The organism is Streptomyces luteogriseus (assembly GCF_014205055.1).
GTDB classification, from domain to species: domain Bacteria; phylum Actinomycetota; class Actinomycetes; order Streptomycetales; family Streptomycetaceae; genus Streptomyces; species Streptomyces luteogriseus.
Genome location: NZ_JACHMS010000001.1, coordinates 4,563,319 through 4,583,500, shown reverse-complemented (window position 1 = coordinate 4,583,500; position 20,182 = coordinate 4,563,319). Strand labels below are relative to the sequence as shown.

Genomic DNA, 20,182 nt, shown 5'->3' with positions numbered 1-20,182 from the left:
GATGCGGGACCCGCTGTCCGTCCTCACCGACGCCTTCACGTCCTTCCTCTTCGGGAAGGTCGAGACGACCCGGCTCCCGGTGCGCACGTCCACGGGCCAGGCCCAGGCGGTCTACCTCCCGACCGCCGCCCCCGGCCTCGGCGACTCCGGCGTCATCATCGGCCGCGAGGTGTACTCCGGAAAGGGCTACATCTACGACCCCTTCCAGCTCTACGGCCAGCAACTCCCAGCCCCCCACTGGCTGGTCCTCGGCGAGTCCGGCAACGGCAAGTCGGCGCTGGAGAAGACGTACGTCCTGCGCCAGCTCCGCTTCCGCGACCGCCAAGTCGTCGTCCTGGACGCCCAGGGCGAGGACGGCGTCGGCGAATGGAACCTCATCGCGCAGGAGCTGGGCATAACCCCCATCCGCCTGGACCCGACAGCGGCCCTGGACATGGGGATCCGCCTCAACCCGCTCGACCCCGCGATCACCACCACGGGCCAGCTCGCCCTGCTCCGGACGATCATCGAGGTCGCGATGGGGCACGGTCTCGACGAACGCTCGGGCTTCGCCCTCAAGGTCGCCCACGCCTACGTCAACGAGGCCATCGTCGACCGCCAGCCGGTCCTGACCGACATCGTCGAGCAACTACGCCACCCCGAGCCCGAGTCGGCCCAGGCGATGAACGTCGCCATAGACGACGTACGGGCCTGGGGCCTCGACGTCGCCCTGGTCCTGGACCGCCTGGTCGACGGTGACCTGCGCGGCATGTTCGACGGCCCCACCACGGTCGGCATCGACCTCGACGCCCCCCTCATCGTCTTCGACCTGTCCCACATCGACCGCAACTCCATCGCCATGCCCATCCTCATGGCGATCGTCGGCGTGTGGCTGGAGCACACCTGGATCCGCCCCGACCGGAAGAAGCGCATCTTCCTGGTCGAGGAGGCCTGGCACATCATCAACAGCCCCTTCGTCGCCCAGCTGTTCCAGCGCCTGCTGAAGTTCGGCCGACGCCTGGGCCTGTCCTTCGTCGCGGTGGTCCACCACCTGTCCGACGTCGTCGACGGAGCGGCGGCGAAGGAAGCGGCGGCGATCCTCAAGATGGCGTCCACCAGGACGATCTACGCACAGAAGGCGGACGAGGCGAGGGCGACGGGACGGGTGCTGGGATTGCCCAGGTGGGCGGTGGAGATCATCCCGACCCTCAGCCCCGGCATCGCCGTCTGGGACGTCAACGGCAACGTCCAGGTCGTCAAACACCTGATCACGGAGACCGAACGCCCGCTGGTCTTCACCGACCGCGCGATGACCCAGTCCTCCGCCGACCTCGCGGACGACGCCCTGCACGCCGCCGAACTCGAGGCGGAGGAACGCGCCGCGGCCTTCGTGGAGCACCACCTGGGCGACTCCGAATCGACGGTGGCGTAGGCACAGGGGAGCACGCGTGAGACCGGACGACCGCCACACCCAGCGCGGCCCCCAGGGAGGCATCCCGGACGGCCTGCTGGTCGGCATACTCGCGTTCCTCCTCGGCATGACCGTGCTGGCGTGGACGGCCACGGGCCTCGCCGCCCTGTTCGCCCACGGCTCCTGGCCCTCCGGCGTCACCTTCGCCCGGACGCCGCTCGCCATGCGCGGCCTCATCGCCCAGCCCCACGACATCCCCGGCGCCTGGCCCGACACACCCCCCGGCGAACTCTCCGGCTACGGCCTGTTCTGGGGCCTGTTCATCGGCCAGCTGATGATCCTGGTCGTCCTGACCGTGTTCGTCATGGGCACCCTGGCCCGATGGCGGGCGGTCCGGGCCAGGCGCCGCGAGGAGAGGATCCTGGCGGCGGAGGAACGGCCGGCACCGACGCAGCACGAGGTACCGGCAGCGGCGCAGGAGCACGCATCCACAGCTGTGCAGCACGAGGTGCCGACACCTCGCCGCTCGGCATCGGATCCCGCGAGCCCTCCGGGCCCGCCGGCACACCCGGCCGGCCCCCCACAGTCGACGGCGACCGCCACCCCACCCCCGGCGACCGCCCCCGCGGCCCCGGCATCTCTGTTCGCCCAGGAACGCGCGGCCGGGTGGGAAAGAATCCTCGTAGCCCCGAGGGAAACCCGCCGAACCACCGCCGCCCAGGCCGTACGCGACGCCGAAGGCCCGGCCCTCATCGTCACGTCGAACCCGCTCCTCTGGCAGGACACCAAGGACGCCAGAGCCAAGCTGGGCCCCACCCACCTCTACGACCCCACCCATCTCTGCGACACCCCGTCCCGCCTCCACTGGTCCCCCACCAGCGGCTGCGAGGACAAGGACACGGCATCCCAGCGGGCCACCGCTCTCCTCGCCCCCGTACGCCCCACCGCCAAACTCGACCAGGCCCTCACCGACACGGCCACCACACTCCTGCGCAGCTACCTGCACGCCGCAGCGATCGACGGCCGCACCATCCGCCACGTCCACCGCTGGTCCCAGGGCACCCAGATCCAGGACGCCGTACGCATCCTCCGCACCAACCCCAAGGCCGCCCCCGGCTCCGCGGGTGAACTCGAGGGAGCCCTCACGGCCCACCCCGAACGCCGCGACATGGCCCAGCAGTTGACCACCCGTGCCCTCGCGGCCCTCTCCACGGTCAATATCCGCGAGGCCTGCACTCCCAACCGAACTGATGCCCTCGCCTTGGATTCCTTCGTCCACGAAGGGGGCACGCTTTATGTGGTGGGGGAATCCATCGAGGACCCCAGGACGAACCCGGGCGCCATGCCCCTCCTGACGGCCCTCGTCTCGAACGTGGTCGAGCGCGGCCGGCACATGGCCGAACGGTCATCGGCCGGTCGCCTCGACCCACCAATGACGCTCGTCCTCGACGACGTCGCGGCCGTGGCCCCGCTTCCCCAGCTCCCGGAGCTGCTGGCCACCGGAGCGGACCGGGGCATGCCGACCCTGGCCCTGCTCCGGTCCCGCGAACAGGGCCGCGCCCGCTGGCCGCACGACGAACTGCCCGTCTAGGCCCGGCCCCGGTCACTCCCGCTCGAGGACGAACTCCAACTCGCGCTCCCCCGCGTCCCCCAGCGGCACGGTCACACCACTCGGCAGGAACCCCACCCGCCGGTAGAACCGCTGCGCCCGCCCGTTCTCCTCGTGCACGATGAGCCGCACCCGCTCCAGACCCTGCGCCCACGACCACTCCAGGGCCGCGTCGAACAGCACCTCGGTCAGCCCGCTCCCGCGCTCCTCGGGCCGTACGAACACACCGACCACATGCCCCTGTTTCCGCTCCACCGGAAACCCGGCCCAGTCGGTCGTCCCCGGCTCCTCCACGAGCACGGTCAGCGTCCCCACCCACCGCCCGTCCGGCCCCTCGGCGATGATCTGCTGCGCCGTGTCCGCCCCTTCGGCGGCACCCGCGGTCCGCTCCTGCCAGAAGGAGTCCGGTCGGGCGGCGGCCTCCTCGTACGTCTCCAGAAAGGCCAGGTGCGCCACCGGATCCCGCAGCGCCGCGAGCCGCAGCTCCTTCGCCGCGGCCCACTCGCCGGCACGCACGGACCGGATCACATAGCTCATGCGGCCACGGTAGTACCCGGGTACGACACTCCTCACCCCGATTAACCCGCCGGTCCGACGCCCGCCGCCCCCGCACACGCGAGCATCGATGCATGCTGACGGCGCACGAACCGACCAACCGCTACGGCGACGTGGACGCCGCCGCCCGCCACCGCGAAGACGCATGCCGCCCGGCACCGGATCCCGCACGATGGACCCCGTGACGGACAACCGGGCGCCGGAGCCCCTCACCGAATACGCCCAGCGCCTCGCCCACCGGGTACGCGCCTTCGACGGACGCCACCCCCTCCTGTGGGACCTGCCCTTCACAGGCTTCTGGGTGACAGCCGCCCTGATCGACTACACCGGAGGCGGCTGGCGCCACAACGCCCACCAGCTCGACGCCCCCGGCTGGCTGCTCCTCACCCTGAGCCTCGGCCTCTCCGTCCCGCTCCTGTGGCGCCGCACCCACCCCGCGGCGGTCCTGGCCGCCATGGTCCCCTTCGCCGTCCTCAACGCCTGGACCGGCGCCGCCCTCCAGGCAGCCCTGCTCCAACTGGTCCTCGTCTACCACCTCGCCCTGCGCCGCCCCCTGCGCGACCTGTGGTGGGCGACGGCCCTGGTGCTCGTTCCGGTCGTCCTGTCTGCCGTCCGCCATGGGGAGGGCACCTGGGACCAGCAGATCGGCTCACAGCTGATGTCCATCACCGTGGCCGCCCTCATCGGCGTCACGGTCCGCACCCGCCGCACCTACACCGAGGCCCTGGAGGACCGCGCCCGCCGCCTGGAGACCGAGCGCGACCAGCAGGCCCAGCTCGCGACGGCGGCCGAACGCGCCCGCATCGCCCGCGAGATGCACGACATCATCGGCCACAATCTCTCCGTCATCACCGGCCTCGCCGACGGCGGCCGCTACGCCGCCGCCAAGTCCCCCGAGCGCGCGGCCCAGGCCCTGGACGCCATCGCCACCACCAGCCGCCAGGCTCTCACCGAACTCCGCCGCCTCCTCGACGTCCTGCGCGAGGAGGAGCAGCAACAGCCCGACCTGGCCCCCCAGCCCGGCCTCACCGACCTGGGCCGGCTCCTCGACGGCGTACGCTCCGCGGGCCTCCCCGTCAGCACCACCGTCCACGGCAGCCCCTGCCTCCCCCCGGGCCGCCAGCTCACCGTCTACCGCGTCATACAGGAAGCCCTCACCAACACCCTCAAGCACGGCGGCCCCGAGGCCACGGCTCACATAGAGCTCTCCTACGAGGAGAAGGCCGCGGTCACCGTCACGATCACGGACACCGGCAGCCGCGGCGACACAGGCGGGATCTCCCGGAACGGACGCGGACTACCCGGAATGCGCGAGCGAACCGCCTTGTACGGCGGCACACTTGAGGCCGGCCCTCGCCCCCAACCGGAGCAGGGCTGGCGCGTCCGCCTACGTCTCCCGGAGGAATCCCCGCAGTGACCACGGTCCTCATCGCCGACGACCAGCCCCTTCAGCGCTTCGGCTCCCGCATGCTGCTGGAAAGCCAGGACGACATGACGGTCGTCGGCGAGGCGGCGAACGGCAGCGAAGCGGTGCGCATGGCGGCCGAGCTCCATCCCGATGTCGTCCTCATGGACATCCGCATGCCCGGCCTCGACGGCATCGAGGCGACCCGCCGTATCACCGCCGCCGGCGCCCGCACCCGCATCCTGATCGTCACCACCTTCGACCTGGACGAGTACGCCTACGCCGGCCTTCGCGCGGGCGCCTCAGGCTTCCTCGTCAAGGACGCCCAGCCCGAGGAACTCCTCGCCGGCATCCGCGCGGTCGCGACGGGCGACGCGGTCGTCGCCCCCAGCCTGACCCGCCGCCTCCTGGACGCCTACGTCCACCACCTCCCGGCCGATCCCACCGCGGAGACCGAGGGGCACGAGGACGCCCGCCTCACGTCCCTCACCGACCGGGAACGCGAGATCCTCACGGTCATCGGCCAGGGCTGGACGAACACGGAGATAGCCACGCGCCTCCACTTGGCCGAGTCGACGGTGAAGACCCACGTGGGCCGCATATTGGCGAAGACCGGTTCCCGGGATCGCATTCAGGCGGTCATTCTGGCGTACGACACAAAGCTGGTGCAGCCGTCCTGAGCGAATTGGACCCTGAACGCAGAAAACCCCCGCATCCGAAGATGCGGGGGTTTTCCCAAAAATTGTTCGGCGGCGTCCTACTCTCCCACAGGGTCCCCCCTGCAGTACCATCGGCGCTGTAAGGCTTAGCTTCCGGGTTCGGAATGTAACCGGGCGTTTCCCCTACGCTATAACCACCGAAACACTATGAAACTGTCAGCCACACCACGCTGTGGCAACGTGGGGCTGTTCGTGGTTTCAGAACCAACACAGTGGACGCGAGCAACTGAGGACAAGCCCTCGGCCTATTAGTACCGGTCAACTCCACACGTTACCGTGCTTCCATATCCGGCCTATCAACCCAGTCGTCTACTGGGAGCCTTACCCTCTCAAGGAGGTGGGAATACTCATCTCGAAGCAGGCTTCCCGCTTAGATGCTTTCAGCGGTTATCCCTCCCGAACGTAGCCAACCAGCCATGCCCTTGGCAGAACAACTGGCACACCAGAGGTTCGTCCGTCCCGGTCCTCTCGTACTAGGGACAGCCCTTCTCAATATTCCTACGCGCACAGCGGATAGGGACCGAACTGTCTCACGACGTTCTAAACCCAGCTCGCGTACCGCTTTAATGGGCGAACAGCCCAACCCTTGGGACCGACTCCAGCCCCAGGATGCGACGAGCCGACATCGAGGTGCCAAACCATCCCGTCGATATGGACTCTTGGGGAAGATCAGCCTGTTATCCCCGGGGTACCTTTTATCCGTTGAGCGACGGCGCTTCCACAAGCCACCGCCGGATCACTAGTCCCGACTTTCGTCCCTGCTCGACCCGTCGGTCTCACAGTCAAGCTCCCTTGTGCACTTACACTCAACACCTGATTGCCAACCAGGCTGAGGGAACCTTTGGGCGCCTCCGTTACTCTTTAGGAGGCAACCGCCCCAGTTAAACTACCCATCAGACACTGTCCCTGATCCGGATCACGGACCCAGGTTAGACATCCAGCACGACCAGACTGGTATTTCAACGACGACTCCCCCTGAACTGGCGTCCAGAGTTCACAGTCTCCCAGCTATCCTACACAAGCCGAACCGAACACCAATATCAAACTGTAGTAAAGGTCCCGGGGTCTTTCCGTCCTGCTGCGCGAAACGAGCATCTTTACTCGTAGTGCAATTTCACCGGGCCTATGGTTGAGACAGTCGAGAAGTCGTTACGCCATTCGTGCAGGTCGGAACTTACCCGACAAGGAATTTCGCTACCTTAGGATGGTTATAGTTACCACCGCCGTTTACTGGCGCTTAAGTTCTCAGCTTCGCCCCACCGAAATGGAGCTAACCGGTCCCCTTAACGTTCCAGCACCGGGCAGGCGTCAGTCCGTATACATCGCCTTACGGCTTCGCACGGACCTGTGTTTTTAGTAAACAGTCGCTTCTCGCTGGTCTCTGCGGCCACCCCCAGCTCACCGTGTAAAACGGATCACCAGACGTGGCCCCCCTTCTCCCGAAGTTACGGGGGCATTTTGCCGAGTTCCTTAACCATAGTTCACCCGAACGCCTCGGTATTCTCTACCTGACCACCTGAGTCGGTTTAGGGTACGGGCCGCCATGAAACTCGCTAGAGGCTTTTCTCGACAGCATAGGATCATCCACTTCACCACAATCGGCTCGGCATCAGGTCTCAGCCTCATGTGATCCGGATTTGCCTAGATCACGGCCTACACCCTTACCCCGGGACAACCACCGCCCGGGATGGACTACCTTCCTGCGTCACCCCATCACTCACCTACTAACCGCTTGGTTCGGCGGCTCCACCACTCCCCTTTGCCCGAAGGCTCCAGGGCGGCTTCACGGCCTTAGCATCACGATGCTCGATGTTTGACGCTTCACAGCGGGTACCGGAATATCAACCGGTTATCCATCGACTACGCCTGTCGGCCTCGCCTTAGGTCCCGACTTACCCTGGGCAGATCAGCTTGACCCAGGAACCCTTAGTCAATCGGCGCACACGTTTCTCACGTGTGAATCGCTACTCATGCCTGCATTCTCACTCGTGAACCGTCCACAACTCGCTTCCGCGGCTGCTTCACCCGGCACACGACGCTCCCCTACCCATCACGATCCCCGTTGGGGGTATATATCGCAATGACACGACTTCGGCGGTACGCTTGAGCCCCGCTACATTGTCGGCGCGGAATCACTAGACCAGTGAGCTATTACGCACTCTTTCAAGGGTGGCTGCTTCTAAGCCAACCTCCTGGTTGTCTCTGCGACTCCACATCCTTTCCCACTTAGCGTACGCTTAGGGGCCTTAGTCGATGCTCTGGGCTGTTTCCCTCTCGACCATGGAGCTTATCCCCCACAGTCTCACTGCCGCGCTCTCACTTACCGGCATTCGGAGTTTGGCTAAGGTCAGTAACCCGGTAGGGCCCATCGCCTATCCAGTGCTCTACCTCCGGCAAGAAACACACGACGCTGCACCTAAATGCATTTCGGGGAGAACCAGCTATCACGGAGTTTGATTGGCCTTTCACCCCTAACCACAGGTCATCCCCCAGGTTTTCAACCCTGGTGGGTTCGGTCCTCCACGAAGTCTTACCTCCGCTTCAACCTGCCCATGGCTAGATCACTCCGCTTCGGGTCTTGAGCGTGCTACTGAAACGCCCTATTCGGACTCGCTTTCGCTACGGCTTCCCCACACGGGTTAACCTCGCAACACACCGCAAACTCGCAGGCTCATTCTTCAAAAGGCACGCAGTCACGAGACATCAGCAAGCTGATGTCCGACGCTCCCACGGCTTGTAGGCACACGGTTTCAGGTACTATTTCACTCCCCTCCCGGGGTACTTTTCACCATTCCCTCACGGTACTATCCGCTATCGGTCACCAGGGAATATTTAGGCTTAGCGGGTGGTCCCGCCAGATTCACACGGGATTTCTCGGGCCCCGTGCTACTTGGGTGTCTCTCAAACGAGCCGCTGATGTTTCGACTACGGGGGTCTTACCCTCTACGCCGGACCTTTCGCATGTCCTTCGCCTACATCAACGGTTTCTGACTCGTCCCACGGCCGGCAGACCGTGGAAGAGAGATCCCACAACCCCGCATACGCAACCCCTGCCGGGTCTCACACGTATACGGTTTAGCCTCATCCGGTTTCGCTCGCCACTACTCCCGGAATCACGGTTGTTTTCTCTTCCTGCGGGTACTGAGATGTTTCACTTCCCCGCGTTCCCTCCACATGCCCTATGTGTTCAGGCATGGGTGACAGCCCATGACGACTGCCGGGTTTCCCCATTCGGAAACCCCCGGATCAAAGCCTGGTTGACGACTCCCCGGGGACTATCGTGGCCTCCCACGTCCTTCATCGGTTCCTGGTGCCAAGGCATCCACCGTGCGCCCTTAAAAACTTGGCCACAGATGCTCGCGTCCACTGTGCAGTTCTCAAACAACGACCAGCCACCCATCACCCCGAACCAACCGGTTCGAGTTCACTGGGGCCGGCGACTGAGGAAAACCATTCCCTCAGACACCCAACAGCGTGCCCGGCCCAAAACCCGTCCGGAGATCATGCGTTCCACGCTCTTGCGAGCAGTACTAGCAGCCTCCGACCCGAGGTCCTGGCCGAATAGTCAACGTTCCACCCATGAGCAACCAGCATCAGACATTCGCCGATGTACTGGCCTCTGACCTCATCCCGAAGGACTCGGTAAGAAGTGCTCCTTAGAAAGGAGGTGATCCAGCCGCACCTTCCGGTACGGCTACCTTGTTACGACTTCGTCCCAATCGCCAGTCCCACCTTCGACAGCTCCCTCCCACAAGGGGTTGGGCCACCGGCTTCGGGTGTTACCGACTTTCGTGACGTGACGGGCGGTGTGTACAAGGCCCGGGAACGTATTCACCGCAGCAATGCTGATCTGCGATTACTAGCGACTCCGACTTCATGGGGTCGAGTTGCAGACCCCAATCCGAACTGAGACCGGCTTTTTGAGATTCGCTCCACCTCGCGGTATCGCAGCTCATTGTACCGGCCATTGTAGCACGTGTGCAGCCCAAGACATAAGGGGCATGATGACTTGACGTCGTCCCCACCTTCCTCCGAGTTGACCCCGGCGGTCTCCCGTGAGTCCCCAGCACCACAAGGGCCTGCTGGCAACACGGGACAAGGGTTGCGCTCGTTGCGGGACTTAACCCAACATCTCACGACACGAGCTGACGACAGCCATGCACCACCTGTACACCGACCACAAGGGGGCGCCTGTCTCCAGACGTTTCCGGTGTATGTCAAGCCTTGGTAAGGTTCTTCGCGTTGCGTCGAATTAAGCCACATGCTCCGCCGCTTGTGCGGGCCCCCGTCAATTCCTTTGAGTTTTAGCCTTGCGGCCGTACTCCCCAGGCGGGGCACTTAATGCGTTAGCTGCGGCACGGACAACGTGGAATGTTGCCCACACCTAGTGCCCACCGTTTACGGCGTGGACTACCAGGGTATCTAATCCTGTTCGCTCCCCACGCTTTCGCTCCTCAGCGTCAGTATCGGCCCAGAGATCCGCCTTCGCCACCGGTGTTCCTCCTGATATCTGCGCATTTCACCGCTACACCAGGAATTCCGATCTCCCCTACCGAACTCTAGCCTGCCCGTATCGACTGCAGACCCGGGGTTAAGCCCCGGGCTTTCACAACCGACGTGACAAGCCGCCTACGAGCTCTTTACGCCCAATAATTCCGGACAACGCTCGCGCCCTACGTATTACCGCGGCTGCTGGCACGTAGTTAGCCGGCGCTTCTTCTGCAGGTACCGTCACTTTCGCTTCTTCCCTGCTGAAAGAGGTTTACAACCCGAAGGCCGTCATCCCTCACGCGGCGTCGCTGCATCAGGCTTTCGCCCATTGTGCAATATTCCCCACTGCTGCCTCCCGTAGGAGTCTGGGCCGTGTCTCAGTCCCAGTGTGGCCGGTCGCCCTCTCAGGCCGGCTACCCGTCGTCGCCTTGGTGAGCCACTACCTCACCAACAAGCTGATAGGCCGCGGGCTCATCCTGCACCGCCGGAGCTTTCGACCATCACAGATGCCTGCAATGGTCAGTATCCGGTATTAGACCCCGTTTCCAGGGCTTGTCCCAGAGTGCAGGGCAGATTGCCCACGTGTTACTCACCCGTTCGCCACTAATCCCCACCGAAGTGGTTCATCGTTCGACTTGCATGTGTTAAGCACGCCGCCAGCGTTCGTCCTGAGCCAGGATCAAACTCTCCGTGAATGTTTTCCCGTAATCGGGATGACACGCACGAGAGCGGAACAGTCAGGCGGAATAGGCCCGACCGTTCACAGCGTCCTCGCTGTGTTTTCTTCAAAGGAACCTCGACCATCGGGTATCCGATGGACGGGGTATCAACATATCTGGCGTTGACTTTTGGCACGCTGTTGAGTTCTCAAGGAACGGTCGCTTCCTTTGTACTCACCCTCTCGGGCTTTCCTCCGGGCTTCCCTTCGGTCTTGCGTTTCCGACTCTATCAGATCTTTCCGATCCGATTTCCTCGGTGCTTTCCAGGTTCCCGCTTCCGCGTTTCCCTTTCCGGCGGTTCCGACTCTATCAGATCCTTTCGGGCCTGATCCCCGGTCAGCGGGGTTTGTCTTTGCGGCTGTTGGGCCGTTCCGACGTCCCTAACCTTAGCGCGCCCTCTCGGCGATTCCCAAATCGAAGCCCTGAGGAGTCGATCGGTCGTCGAGTCCCAATTCGAATTGAATTCGGGCGTGCCGAAATCAACCCTGCTGGGAGGTCGAGCTGGTGGTTTGGGTGCCGCTGATGCGGCGGAAGTACTGCCGGAGAACCGTTACGGCTCTGCGGCAACCCGAAGAACTCTACGGATCCACCAGGGGGCTGTCAAGCAGCCCCTGTCAAGATCTTTTCGGCCCGGGAGTCAGTCCAGATCGGTGAGGCGTCCGCCGGCGTCCGGCTGGGCGTCCTCGACCCGTCGCAGCAGACGCGTGAGCACTTCGCCCAGCGCCGTGCGCTCGCCGGGGGTCAGGTCCTGGAGCAGGTCCTCCTCGAAGACCGACGCCAGGCGCATCGCCTCCAGCCACTTCTCCCGCCCCTCTGATGTCAGCTCCACGATGACTCGTACGCGGTTGGACTCGTCCCGCTCACGGGTCACCAGGGATTCGGCAACCATGCGGTCGATCCGGTGGGTCATCGCGGCCGGGGTGAGCCCGAGGCGCTTGGCGAGGTCGCTGGGGCCCAGACGGTAGGGAGCGCCGGAGAGGACGAGGGCCTTGAGGACCTCCCACTCCGCGTTGCTGATGCCGAGGGCCGAGGTCTGACGGCCGTAGGCGACGTTCATGCGGCGGTTCAGGCGGGAGAGGGCCGAGACGATCTGCTCGACCTGGGGGTCGAGGTCCCGGAACTCGCGCTGGTACGCGGCGATCTGCTCTTCGAGGGTCGGCTCGCTGGGGCCGGGGGTGTCGCCCATGTGCGCAGTATCGCACGATCGTTCTTTGCCTTGAAGTCCTTGGGTATGTACTCTTTAGCTTCGAACTTTAGTTTCGAAGTCTTCACTCCTAACTTGTGAGAGAGGTGAACGTGACCAGGGCGATGGGCGCAGCGATGCGCCGGATTCACGTGGGCAACGCACTCAGCGCGTTCGGGCTCGGCTTCACGGTCCCGTACCTGTACGTCTATGTGGCGCAGGTGCGAGGGCTGGGGGCCATGACGGCGGGTCTCGTACTCGCCGTCTTCGCCGTGGCCGCGCTGGTCGTGCTGCCGTTCGCCGGGCGGGCCATCGTCCGGCGGGGCCCGCTGCCGGTGTTGCTCACCGCCCTGATCACCGCCGCTGTGGGCGCGCTCAGTCTGGGGATCGCGAGCAGCGCCGCGGCGGTGCTGGTGTCGGCTTCCCTGCTGGGGGCCGGGCAGGCCGTGATGCAGCCGGCGCTCGCGACGATGATCGTCGACTGCTCGTCGGCGGACACGCGGTCGCGTGCCTTCGCCATGCAGTTCTTCCTGCAGAACCTGGGGCTCGGCGTCGGTGGCCTGATCGGCGGGCATCTGGTGGACACCACCAGCGCCGCCTCCTTCACGCTGCTCTTCGCGATCGAGGCGGCGATGTTCCTGCTGCTGGTCGTGGTGATGGTGACCGTGCGGATGCCGCACGCGCCGCGGATGGAGGGCGCTCCCCAGGCCTCCGGCCGGGGCAGCTGGAAGCAGCTGATGGGCAACCGGGCCATGGTGCAGCTGTGCGTGCTGGGCTTCGTGCTGTTCTTCGCCTGCTATGGGCAGTTCGAGTCGGGGCTCAGTGCGTACGGGGTCGAGGCCGCCGGGATCTCGACGTCCGCACTGGGGACCGCGCTCGCCGCCAACACGCTGATGATCGTCGTCGCGCAGTTCGCCGTGCTGCGGTTCGTGGAGCGGCGCCGGCGCTCGCGGGTGATCGCCGCTGTAGGGCTGATCTGGGCCGTGGCGTGGGCCGTCGCCGGGTACGCGGGGCTGGGGCACGGAAGCCAGGAGATGGCGACGGCCGCGTTCGTCTCGACGTACGCGCTGTTCGGGCTGGGTGAGGCGATGTTGTCGCCGACCGTGGCCCCGCTGGTCGCGGATCTCGCGCCGGAGGGCATGGCGGGGCAGTACAACTCCGCGTTCGCCCTGGTCAAGCAGCTCGCGCTGGCCGTCGGGCCGGCGGTGGGCGGGCCGCTGGGGGCCTCGCTGCACGCGCCGTACATCGTGGCGTTCCTGGTGTTCTCGCTGGGGATCACCGTCCTGGCCGTGCGGTTGGGGCGGCAGCTGACCGATGCGCAGGATCAGCCGTGGCTCGGCAAGAGCCGGGTCGTGGCGCGGGGTGGGGCGCCCGTTTCCGCGGACGTCTGATCCCGCTTGCCCGTCTACGTGTTCTGGGTGCGGGGCAGTGCGAACTCGCACCAGACCGCCTTGCCGCCGCCGGGTGTGCGGCGGCAGCCCCAGTTCGAGGCGATCGTGGCGACGATGGCGATGCCGCGGCCCGATTCGTCGCCCGGTTCCGCGCGGCGGCGTCTGGGGAGGTGGTCGTCGCCGTCGGTGACCTCGATGATCAGGCGTCTGTCCGTGCGGCGCAGGCGCAGTCTCATCGGCGGGGTGCCGTGCTGGAGGGAGTTGGCGACCAGTTCGCTGGTGGCCAGGACTCCCAGGTCGTGCAGGTCGGCGGGGAAGCGCCAGCTGGTCAGGACGCCGGAGGCGAAGGCACGCGCGCGGGGGGCCGCTTCCACGCCGCCCAGGAGTTCCAGGGCGGCGTTGCGGAAGAGCTCGCCGTCCGCGCCCGTGCGGGCGGGGTGCTGGAGGACCAGGACGGCCACGTCGTCGTCGTGGTCGGGAGTCACACCGGCGGAGCGGACCAGGCGGTCGCAGACGACCTGGGGGGTGCCGGTGGCTCCGGCCAGGGCGCGTTCCAGGGCGGCGATGCCCTCGTCCAGGTCCGCGTCACGGCGCTCCACCAGGCCGTCCGTGTAGAGGACCGCCGTGGAGCCGGGGGCGAGGGGGATCGAGCCCGAGGTGTGCATCCAGCCGCCGGTGCCGAGCGGGGGGCCGGTGGGTTCTTCGGCGCGCAGGACCGTGCCGTTCTCGTCGCGGACGAGGATCGGGAGGTGGCCCGCCGAGGAGTAGATCAGCTTGCCCTCGTTCGGGTCGTGGATGGCGTACGCGCAGGTGGCGATCTGGTTGGCGTCGATCTCGGCGGCCAGGCCGTCCAGGAGCTGGAGGACCTCGTGCGGCGGGAGGTCGAGGCGGGCGTAGGCGCGGACCGCGGTGCGAAGCTGGCCCATGACCGCCGCGGCGCGGACGCCCCGGCCCATGACGTCGCCGATGACCAGGGCCGTGCGGCCGCCGCCCAGGGTGATGACGTCGTACCAGTCGCCGCCGACCGCGGCTTCGGTGCCGCCGGGGTGGTAGGTGGCGGCGATGCGCAGGTCGTCCGGCTGCTCGAGCTCCTGGGGGAGCAGGGAGCGCTGGAGGGTGACCGCCGTTTCGCGCTGGCGGCGTTCGCTCGCGCGCAGGCGTTCGGCGGCTTCGGCGTGGTCGGTGACGTCGGTGGCGAAGACCAGGACGCCGCGGCCGTCACCGCCGCCCTTGCCGTCGCCCTGGGTGACCGGGGTGCAGGTGAAGGTGTAGGAGCGGCCGTCGGGGGCCTTGCGGGACTTGACGGTGCGCGGCTTGCCGCTGCGCTGGACCTGGTCCAGGAGGGGGAACAGGCCGAGGGCGTCCAGTTCGGGGAGGGCCTCGCGGGCGCATTCGCCCAGGGGGCGTACGCCGAAGGCGGTCGTGTAGGCGTCGTTGACGTAGGCGATGCGGTGGTCGGGGCCGTGGACCAGGGCGACGAGGGAGGGGGCGCGGTCGAGGACCTCACGCACCCGCAGTTCGTCGACGGCGGGTACGGACGGCGACTCGTCGGTCAGTTGTTCGGCACGGGCGGCGGGTACGGAGCCTTCCGCCCGCCGGTCCGGGGAGGCCGTCTGCTCGGTCCGCGCTGCGGCGCGGCGCTGCGTTCCGGGGAGCCGGGCGCTCCAGCGCGTGAAGTTCACGAATCCTTGCCTCGTGTAGTGGTCGGCGGCCGGCACCGGAACCGGCCGGTGCCCCAAAGGGCCCGCACCGGGGCGAGTCGTGGCATGCCCGCGGTGGTGGATCAGTCTGGCAGTGCGCGGACCGGACCGACATCCGTCAGACGCCGGGCCGGCCGATGGAGTTCCTGGGTCCGGTCAGGACGACCCCTTCGGGTTGTGCGGAGGGTCCAGAGAAGGCTTTCCACCGGCCGCGAGTTCGAACTCCGCCCGGGGGTGTTCGAGTGAACCCAGGGAGACGATCTCCCGTTTGAACAGACCGGACAGGGCCCATTCGGCGAGCACGCGCGCCTTGCGGTTGAAGGTGGGCACGCGGCTGAGGTGGTAGGCGCGGTGCATGAACCAGGCGGGGTAGCCCTTGAGCTTGCGCCCGTAGACATGGGCGACGCCCTTGTGCAGGCCCAGGGAGGCGACCGAACCGACGTAGGCGTGTTCGTACCTCTCGAGGGGTTCGCCGCGCAGGGAGTGGACGATGTTGTCGGCGAGGACCTTGGCCTGGCGGACGGCGTGCTGGGCATTGGGAGCGCACTCGCGGCCCTGCTCCCCGGCGGTGACGTCGGGGACGGCGGCGGCGTCTCCCGCGGCCCACGCGTGTGTGGTGCCGTCGACCGACAGTTCCGGCGTACAGGTGAGGCGTCCACGGCCGTTGCGGGGCAGGTCGGTGGCGGCGAGCACCGGGTGGGGTTTCACTCCGGCCGTCCAGACGACCGTACGGGTGGGGAAGCGGGCGCCGTCGCTGAGGACGGCGACCCGGTCGGCGCAGGATTCGAGCCGGGTCTGCAGGCGGACGTCGATGTTGCGGCGACGCAGTTGGGTGACGGTGTAGCGGCCCATCTCCTCGCCGACCTCGGGCAGGATGCGGTCCGAGGCCTCGACGAGGATCCACTTCATGTCCTCGGGCTGGACGTTGTGGTAGTAGCGCGCGGCGTAGCGGGCCATGTCCTCCAGCTCGCCGAGTGCCTCCACGCCCGCGAAGCCGCCGCCCACGAAGACGAAGGTGAGGGCCGCGTCGCGGATCGCGGGGTCGCGGGTGGAGGAGGCGATGTCCATCTGCTCGATGACGTGGTTGCGCAGGCCGATGGCCTCCTCGACGGTCTTGAAGCCGATGCCGTGGTCGGCGAGGCCGGGGACCGGCAGGGTGCGCGAGACGGAGCCGGGGGCGAGGACGAGCTGGTCGTAGGAGAGCCGCTGTCCGCCCGTGCCCTCCTCCTCGGTGGCGAGGGTGGTGACGGTGGCGGCGCGTTTGGCGTGGTCGACAGCGGTGACCTCGCCGATCAGGATCCGGCACCGGTCGAGCACGCGGCGCAGCGGTACGACGACGTGCCGGGGTGAGATCGCTCCGGCGGCGGCCTCGGGGAGGAACGGCTGGTAGGTCATGTACGGGTCGGGGGTGACGACAGTGATCTCGACCTCGCCCCGGCCCAGTTCCCGTTTCAGTCTGCGCTGCAGGCGCAGGGCCGTGTACATCCCGACGTAGCCGCCACCGACAACGAGAATGCGCGCACGTTCCTTCACCATCCCATGACGCACCCGTCGCTTGCGTTTGTCCACAGCCTCGACGAATTGTGTGACCGGAGCGGGAGCGCGCGCGGAGTTGGCCGGAATACCGACGTTCGATGCATACATGCAGGTCAGAAGGGGTGGTGCGAGGGGCGCATGGGGGCACATTCGGGACGTATGCGGCCCGTACTCCGATCGGTGAGCGCTCCGTGCGGAACCTGCCCCTTCTGAATTGACTCCCTCTCAACTATGTTCGTGTGTCGACGGGGTGTAGGGGGATGTGCTCACCGGGGTCCGCGACGGGCGGGCCGCGGGACCGGGCCGTTTTCTCGCTCCGGCATCGTATGGCGGGGAGTGTCTCCGGGGGGAGACGTCATTACCGGGGGAATACTTATGCATGTTCAGGACTCTCATTGGTCGCCCGCGTCCGCACTCGCGGCGGGCGGCATGACCATGAGCGCGGCGGCGGGCAACGGACGCGACGTGTCGCGGACGACGCCGCTGCGCGTGGACGCACAGCGCAATCTGGAGCACGTGCTGCGTGCGGCGCGCGAGGTCTTCGGCGAGCTGGGGTACGGCGCGCCGATGGAGGACGTGGCGCGGCGCGCGCGGGTCGGTGTGGGCACGGTGTACCGGCGGTTCCCGAGCAAGGACGTCCTGGTGCGGCGGATAGCCGAGGAGGAGACCTCCCGGCTGACCGACCAGGCGCGTGCGGCGCTCGGGCAGGAGGACGAGCCGTGGTCGGCGCTGTCGCGCTTCCTGCGGACGTCGGTGGCCTCCGGCGCCGGGCGGCTGCTGCCGCCGCAGGTGCTGCGGGTCTCGGTCGAGGACGGTCCCGGAGGCCCGCGGGTGCCGCAGCAGCGGCCCCAGCCGGGCGCGACGGAGCTGCGGCTGGTGCCGGACCAGCCCGTGGCGGTCGCTTCGGTACCGGCGGTCGCGGCCGACGACGCCGGCACGTCGGCGCTGCTCGAGGTCGTGGGCCAGCTCGTGGACCGGGCGCGTGCGGCCGGTGAGCTGCGGGCGGACGTGTCGGTGTCGGACGTGCTGCTGGTGATCGCCACGGCCGCGCCCTCACTGCCGGACGCCGCTCAGCAGGCGGCCGCGTCGGCCCGGCTGCTGGACATCCTGCTGGAGGGGCTGCGCTCGCGACCGGCGTGAACCGGCCGAGGCCCGGAAGCCTGGGCCCGGGGCGAACAGACCCGGGCCGGGTGGGGCCCCGGCCCGGAGCGACAAGGGAAGTCTCTTGGCCCGGAGTGACAGAGGAGCCTTCCCCGAATGAGTGACGGCTAGTACTGCCGTGCGGCAACTCCCCACGGATGGGTGATGGTCCGAACTACGAGGTTCTGACCAAATGCCAATATGGCACGCTGACCCGGTGGTCTGGACGGGTTGGGCGGCTGGCGGGGGCTTTCCGCGATGAGCGGTGACGGGCGGGACGAGTCGAGTGGCAGCGGGAGCGGCGACGCCACGGCCGGCGGCCCGGTCCCGCCCCAGGTGCCGAGCCAGGGCGGCCGCGCGAGCGTGCCGCCCGACGGGCACCCCGCCGACGGCACGGTCCCGGCCCAGCGCGACGGGCGCGAGGACAGCGTCCTGCCCCCACCGCGCGAGATGCCGCCGTCCGACGCCGACCTCATCGACCGCATGCGCGCGGGCGACGACACGGCGTACGAAGAGCTGTACCGGCGCCATGCCCAGGCCGTGCGCCGGTACGCCCGCACCTGCTGCCGGGACGCCCACACCGCGGACGACCTGACCGCCGAGGTCTTCGCCCGCATGCTCCAGGCGGTACGCGGCGGCGCCGGCCCCGCGCACGCCGTGCGCGCGTACCTGCTCACCTCCGTCCGGCGCGTCGCCGCCTCCTGGACCCGGTCGGCGCGGCGCGAGCAGCTCGTCGACGACTTCGCCGTGTTCGCCGCCCAGTCCGCACGCGGATCGGACATGTCCGACGACGACGCGCTCGAACTCGGCGCGGACGTACGGGCGATGCACCAGGCAGAGCAGTCCATGGCCATGCGGGCCTTCCGGTCGCTTCCGGAGCGCTGGCAGGCCGTGCTGTGGCACACCGAGATCGAGGACGAGTCGCCCAGCAAGGTCGCCACGCTGTTCGGGCTGGACGCCAACGGCACGCGCGTGCTCGCCAGCCGGGCCCGCGAAGGTCTCAAGCAGGCCTACCTCCAGGCCCACGTCAGCGCCACGCTCACCGGCGACGAGGAGTGCGCCCGCTATGCCGACCAGCTCGGCACCTACGCCCGGGGGCGGCTGCGTACCCGGGCGGAGCGGGGGCTGCGCAAGCACCTGGAGGAGTGCGCGAAGTGCCGGCTGGCCGCGCTGCAGATCGAGGAGGTGGCCGGCGGTATCCCGGCGGTCGTCCCGGTCGCGGTCATCGGCTGGTTCGGGGCCGCCGGGTACGCGAAGGCGGCCGGGCTCATCGCCGGGGGTGCGGGAGCGGCCGGCGCGGCGGGGGCGGCGGGAGGCTCGACCGGCGGTTCGGCCGCGGCGGGCGGCGGCACCGCCTCCGGCGGGGCCGGAGGCGGGGGTGGTGCGGCGGCCTCCGAGGGGCTCGGCGCGCCGGTGAAGGCCGGTATCGCGGCCGGTGTGGTCGCCGTCGGCGTGGTGGCCGCGGTGGTGATGGCCCTGGCGGGCAACGAGCAGCCGAAGGACGAGGCCAGGACCGCTCCCTCCTCCCCCAAACCGTCGTCGGTGGTACGACCCGGTGAGCCCACGCCCACGCCCTCACCCCCACGGCAGGACCCGGACCCCGAGCCGCGACCGCCCGGGATCATGCCCGCGCGCGCCGGGACACCCGCTCCGACACCGAGGTCCACGACCAGCCCGAGCCCGGACCCGGACCCGGACCCCACGCCGCCCCGGAAGCCCGCTCCGCCACCCACGCCTCCTGCCCCGCCGGAGGCGGAACCGCCACCCGCGCCTGCCCCGCCGACTCCGCCTCCCGCCCCGGCCGTCTACCCGTGGAGCGAACTGTCGTACGACGTCAGCGGCGACGGCACCAAGCCCGAGATGCGGATCGGTTCGAGCAGCTGGGTCTGGAGGCGTTCCGGCCTGTCGGTCGGCGACCAGCGGTACGCCCACGGCGTCACCGTGCACGGCCGCTCGTCCGTCACCATCGACCTCAACCGTTCCTGCTCGTCGTACGACGCGCTCGTGGGTGTGGACGACATGACGCTGCGGCTCGGCAAGGTGTACTTCTCCGTCTACGCCGACGGTGCCCGGCTCTGGCGCTCCCCGCTGGTCGAGGGCGGCGACCCGGCCGTGCCCGTCCATGTGAACCTCACCGGCCGCAGCACGGTCCGGCTGGTGGTGGAGCCACGCAGCGCCCTCGACAACCTGATGCCGGTGGACTGGGCACAGTCCAGGTTCACCTGCGGTTAGGGGTGTTGCGGGTACGGCGGCTCACGGCATCCGGCCGGTGGCGTACACCCTGCGCGCGCTGCCTCCGGAGCGGGGTGCTCGGCGTCGCTGCTGAGGCCGGGTGGGTCCGCGA

The 20,182-nt window shown here is 67.9% G+C and carries 11 protein-coding genes and 3 rRNA genes; 7 read left to right on the top strand and 7 right to left on the bottom strand.

Features of this window, described 5'->3' with window-relative positions:
* Position 1 precedes the first annotated feature (1 nt).
* Both BJ965_RS20170 and BJ965_RS20165 read left to right on the top strand, forming a co-directional pair.
* Complete coding sequence (locus tag BJ965_RS20170; protein WP_184909916.1) at positions 2-1,411, top strand: ATP-binding protein; 1,410 nt, start codon at positions 2-4, stop codon at positions 1,409-1,411.
* A gap of 16 nt (positions 1,412-1,427) precedes the next feature.
* Complete coding sequence (locus BJ965_RS20165; protein WP_184909915.1) at positions 1,428-2,981, top strand: type IV secretory system conjugative DNA transfer family protein; 1,554 nt, start codon at positions 1,428-1,430, stop codon at positions 2,979-2,981.
* A 12-nt stretch (positions 2,982-2,993) separates the two neighbouring features.
* On the opposite strand, the gene BJ965_RS20160 is transcribed toward BJ965_RS20165, so the two are convergent.
* A complete protein-coding gene (locus tag BJ965_RS20160; protein WP_184909914.1) occupies positions 2,994-3,536 on the bottom strand; it encodes a GNAT family N-acetyltransferase in 543 nt (180 codons plus the stop codon).
* A gap of 190 nt (positions 3,537-3,726) precedes the next feature.
* On the opposite strand from BJ965_RS20160, the gene BJ965_RS20155 reads away from it, so the two are divergent.
* Together BJ965_RS20155 and BJ965_RS20150 are read left to right on the top strand one after the other, a co-directional pair.
* Complete coding sequence (locus BJ965_RS20155; protein WP_184909913.1) at positions 3,727-4,971, top strand: sensor histidine kinase; 1,245 nt, start codon at positions 3,727-3,729, stop codon at positions 4,969-4,971.
* Positions 4,968-5,639: a response regulator gene (locus BJ965_RS20150; RefSeq protein ID WP_184909912.1), complete on the top strand. Its 672-nt coding sequence runs from the start codon at positions 4,968-4,970 to the stop codon at positions 5,637-5,639. The genes BJ965_RS20155 and BJ965_RS20150 overlap by 4 nt, the downstream gene beginning before the upstream one ends.
* Positions 5,640-5,703: 64 nt before the next feature.
* Here the strand turns inward: BJ965_RS20150 and rrf are convergent.
* The 4 genes from rrf to BJ965_RS20130 all read right to left on the bottom strand — a co-directional run bounded on the left by rrf (position 5,704) and on the right by BJ965_RS20130 (position 12,074).
* Positions 5,704-5,820, bottom strand: a 5S ribosomal RNA gene (rrf, locus tag BJ965_RS20145).
* Between the two features lie 86 nt (positions 5,821-5,906).
* Positions 5,907-9,027 (bottom strand): 23S ribosomal RNA (locus BJ965_RS20140).
* Between the two features lie 311 nt (positions 9,028-9,338).
* A 16S ribosomal RNA gene (locus BJ965_RS20135) occupies positions 9,339-10,864 on the bottom strand.
* Together the 16S, 23S and 5S rRNA genes form the textbook arrangement of a ribosomal RNA operon.
* A 661-nt stretch (positions 10,865-11,525) precedes the next feature.
* A complete protein-coding gene (locus tag BJ965_RS20130; protein ID WP_184909911.1) occupies positions 11,526-12,074 on the bottom strand; it encodes a MarR family winged helix-turn-helix transcriptional regulator in 549 nt (182 codons plus the stop codon).
* A gap of 122 nt (positions 12,075-12,196) precedes the next feature.
* Here BJ965_RS20130 and BJ965_RS20125 point away from each other — a divergent pair, with 122 nt between their 5' ends.
* Positions 12,197-13,462: an MFS transporter gene (locus tag BJ965_RS20125; protein ID WP_184917357.1), complete on the top strand. Its 1,266-nt coding sequence runs from the start codon at positions 12,197-12,199 to the stop codon at positions 13,460-13,462.
* Positions 13,463-13,476: 14 nt separating this feature from the next.
* On the opposite strand, the gene BJ965_RS20120 is transcribed toward BJ965_RS20125, so the two are convergent.
* Positions 13,477-15,144 carry an ATP-binding SpoIIE family protein phosphatase gene (locus BJ965_RS20120; RefSeq protein ID WP_184909910.1) on the bottom strand — a complete coding sequence of 556 codons (1,668 nt, stop codon included), beginning with the start codon at positions 15,142-15,144 and terminating at the stop codon, positions 13,477-13,479.
* A 174-nt stretch (positions 15,145-15,318) separates the two neighbouring features.
* The gene (locus BJ965_RS20115; RefSeq protein WP_184909909.1) at positions 15,319-16,698 is read right to left on the bottom strand and encodes an NAD(P)/FAD-dependent oxidoreductase; all 1,380 of its coding nucleotides are present in this window, start codon (positions 16,696-16,698) and stop codon (positions 15,319-15,321) included.
* 375 nt (positions 16,699-17,073) lie between these two features.
* Between BJ965_RS20115 and BJ965_RS20110 the strand changes: the two genes are divergently transcribed.
* Both BJ965_RS20110 and BJ965_RS20105 read left to right on the top strand, forming a co-directional pair.
* Entirely contained in the window at positions 17,074-17,838 is a 765-nt protein-coding gene (locus BJ965_RS20110; protein ID WP_184909908.1) for a TetR/AcrR family transcriptional regulator, read from the top strand.
* 258 nt (positions 17,839-18,096) lie between these two features.
* A complete protein-coding gene (locus tag BJ965_RS20105) occupies positions 18,097-20,070 on the top strand; it encodes a sigma-70 family RNA polymerase sigma factor (protein ID WP_184909907.1) in 1,974 nt (657 codons plus the stop codon).
* Positions 20,071-20,182: the final 112 nt, after the last annotated feature.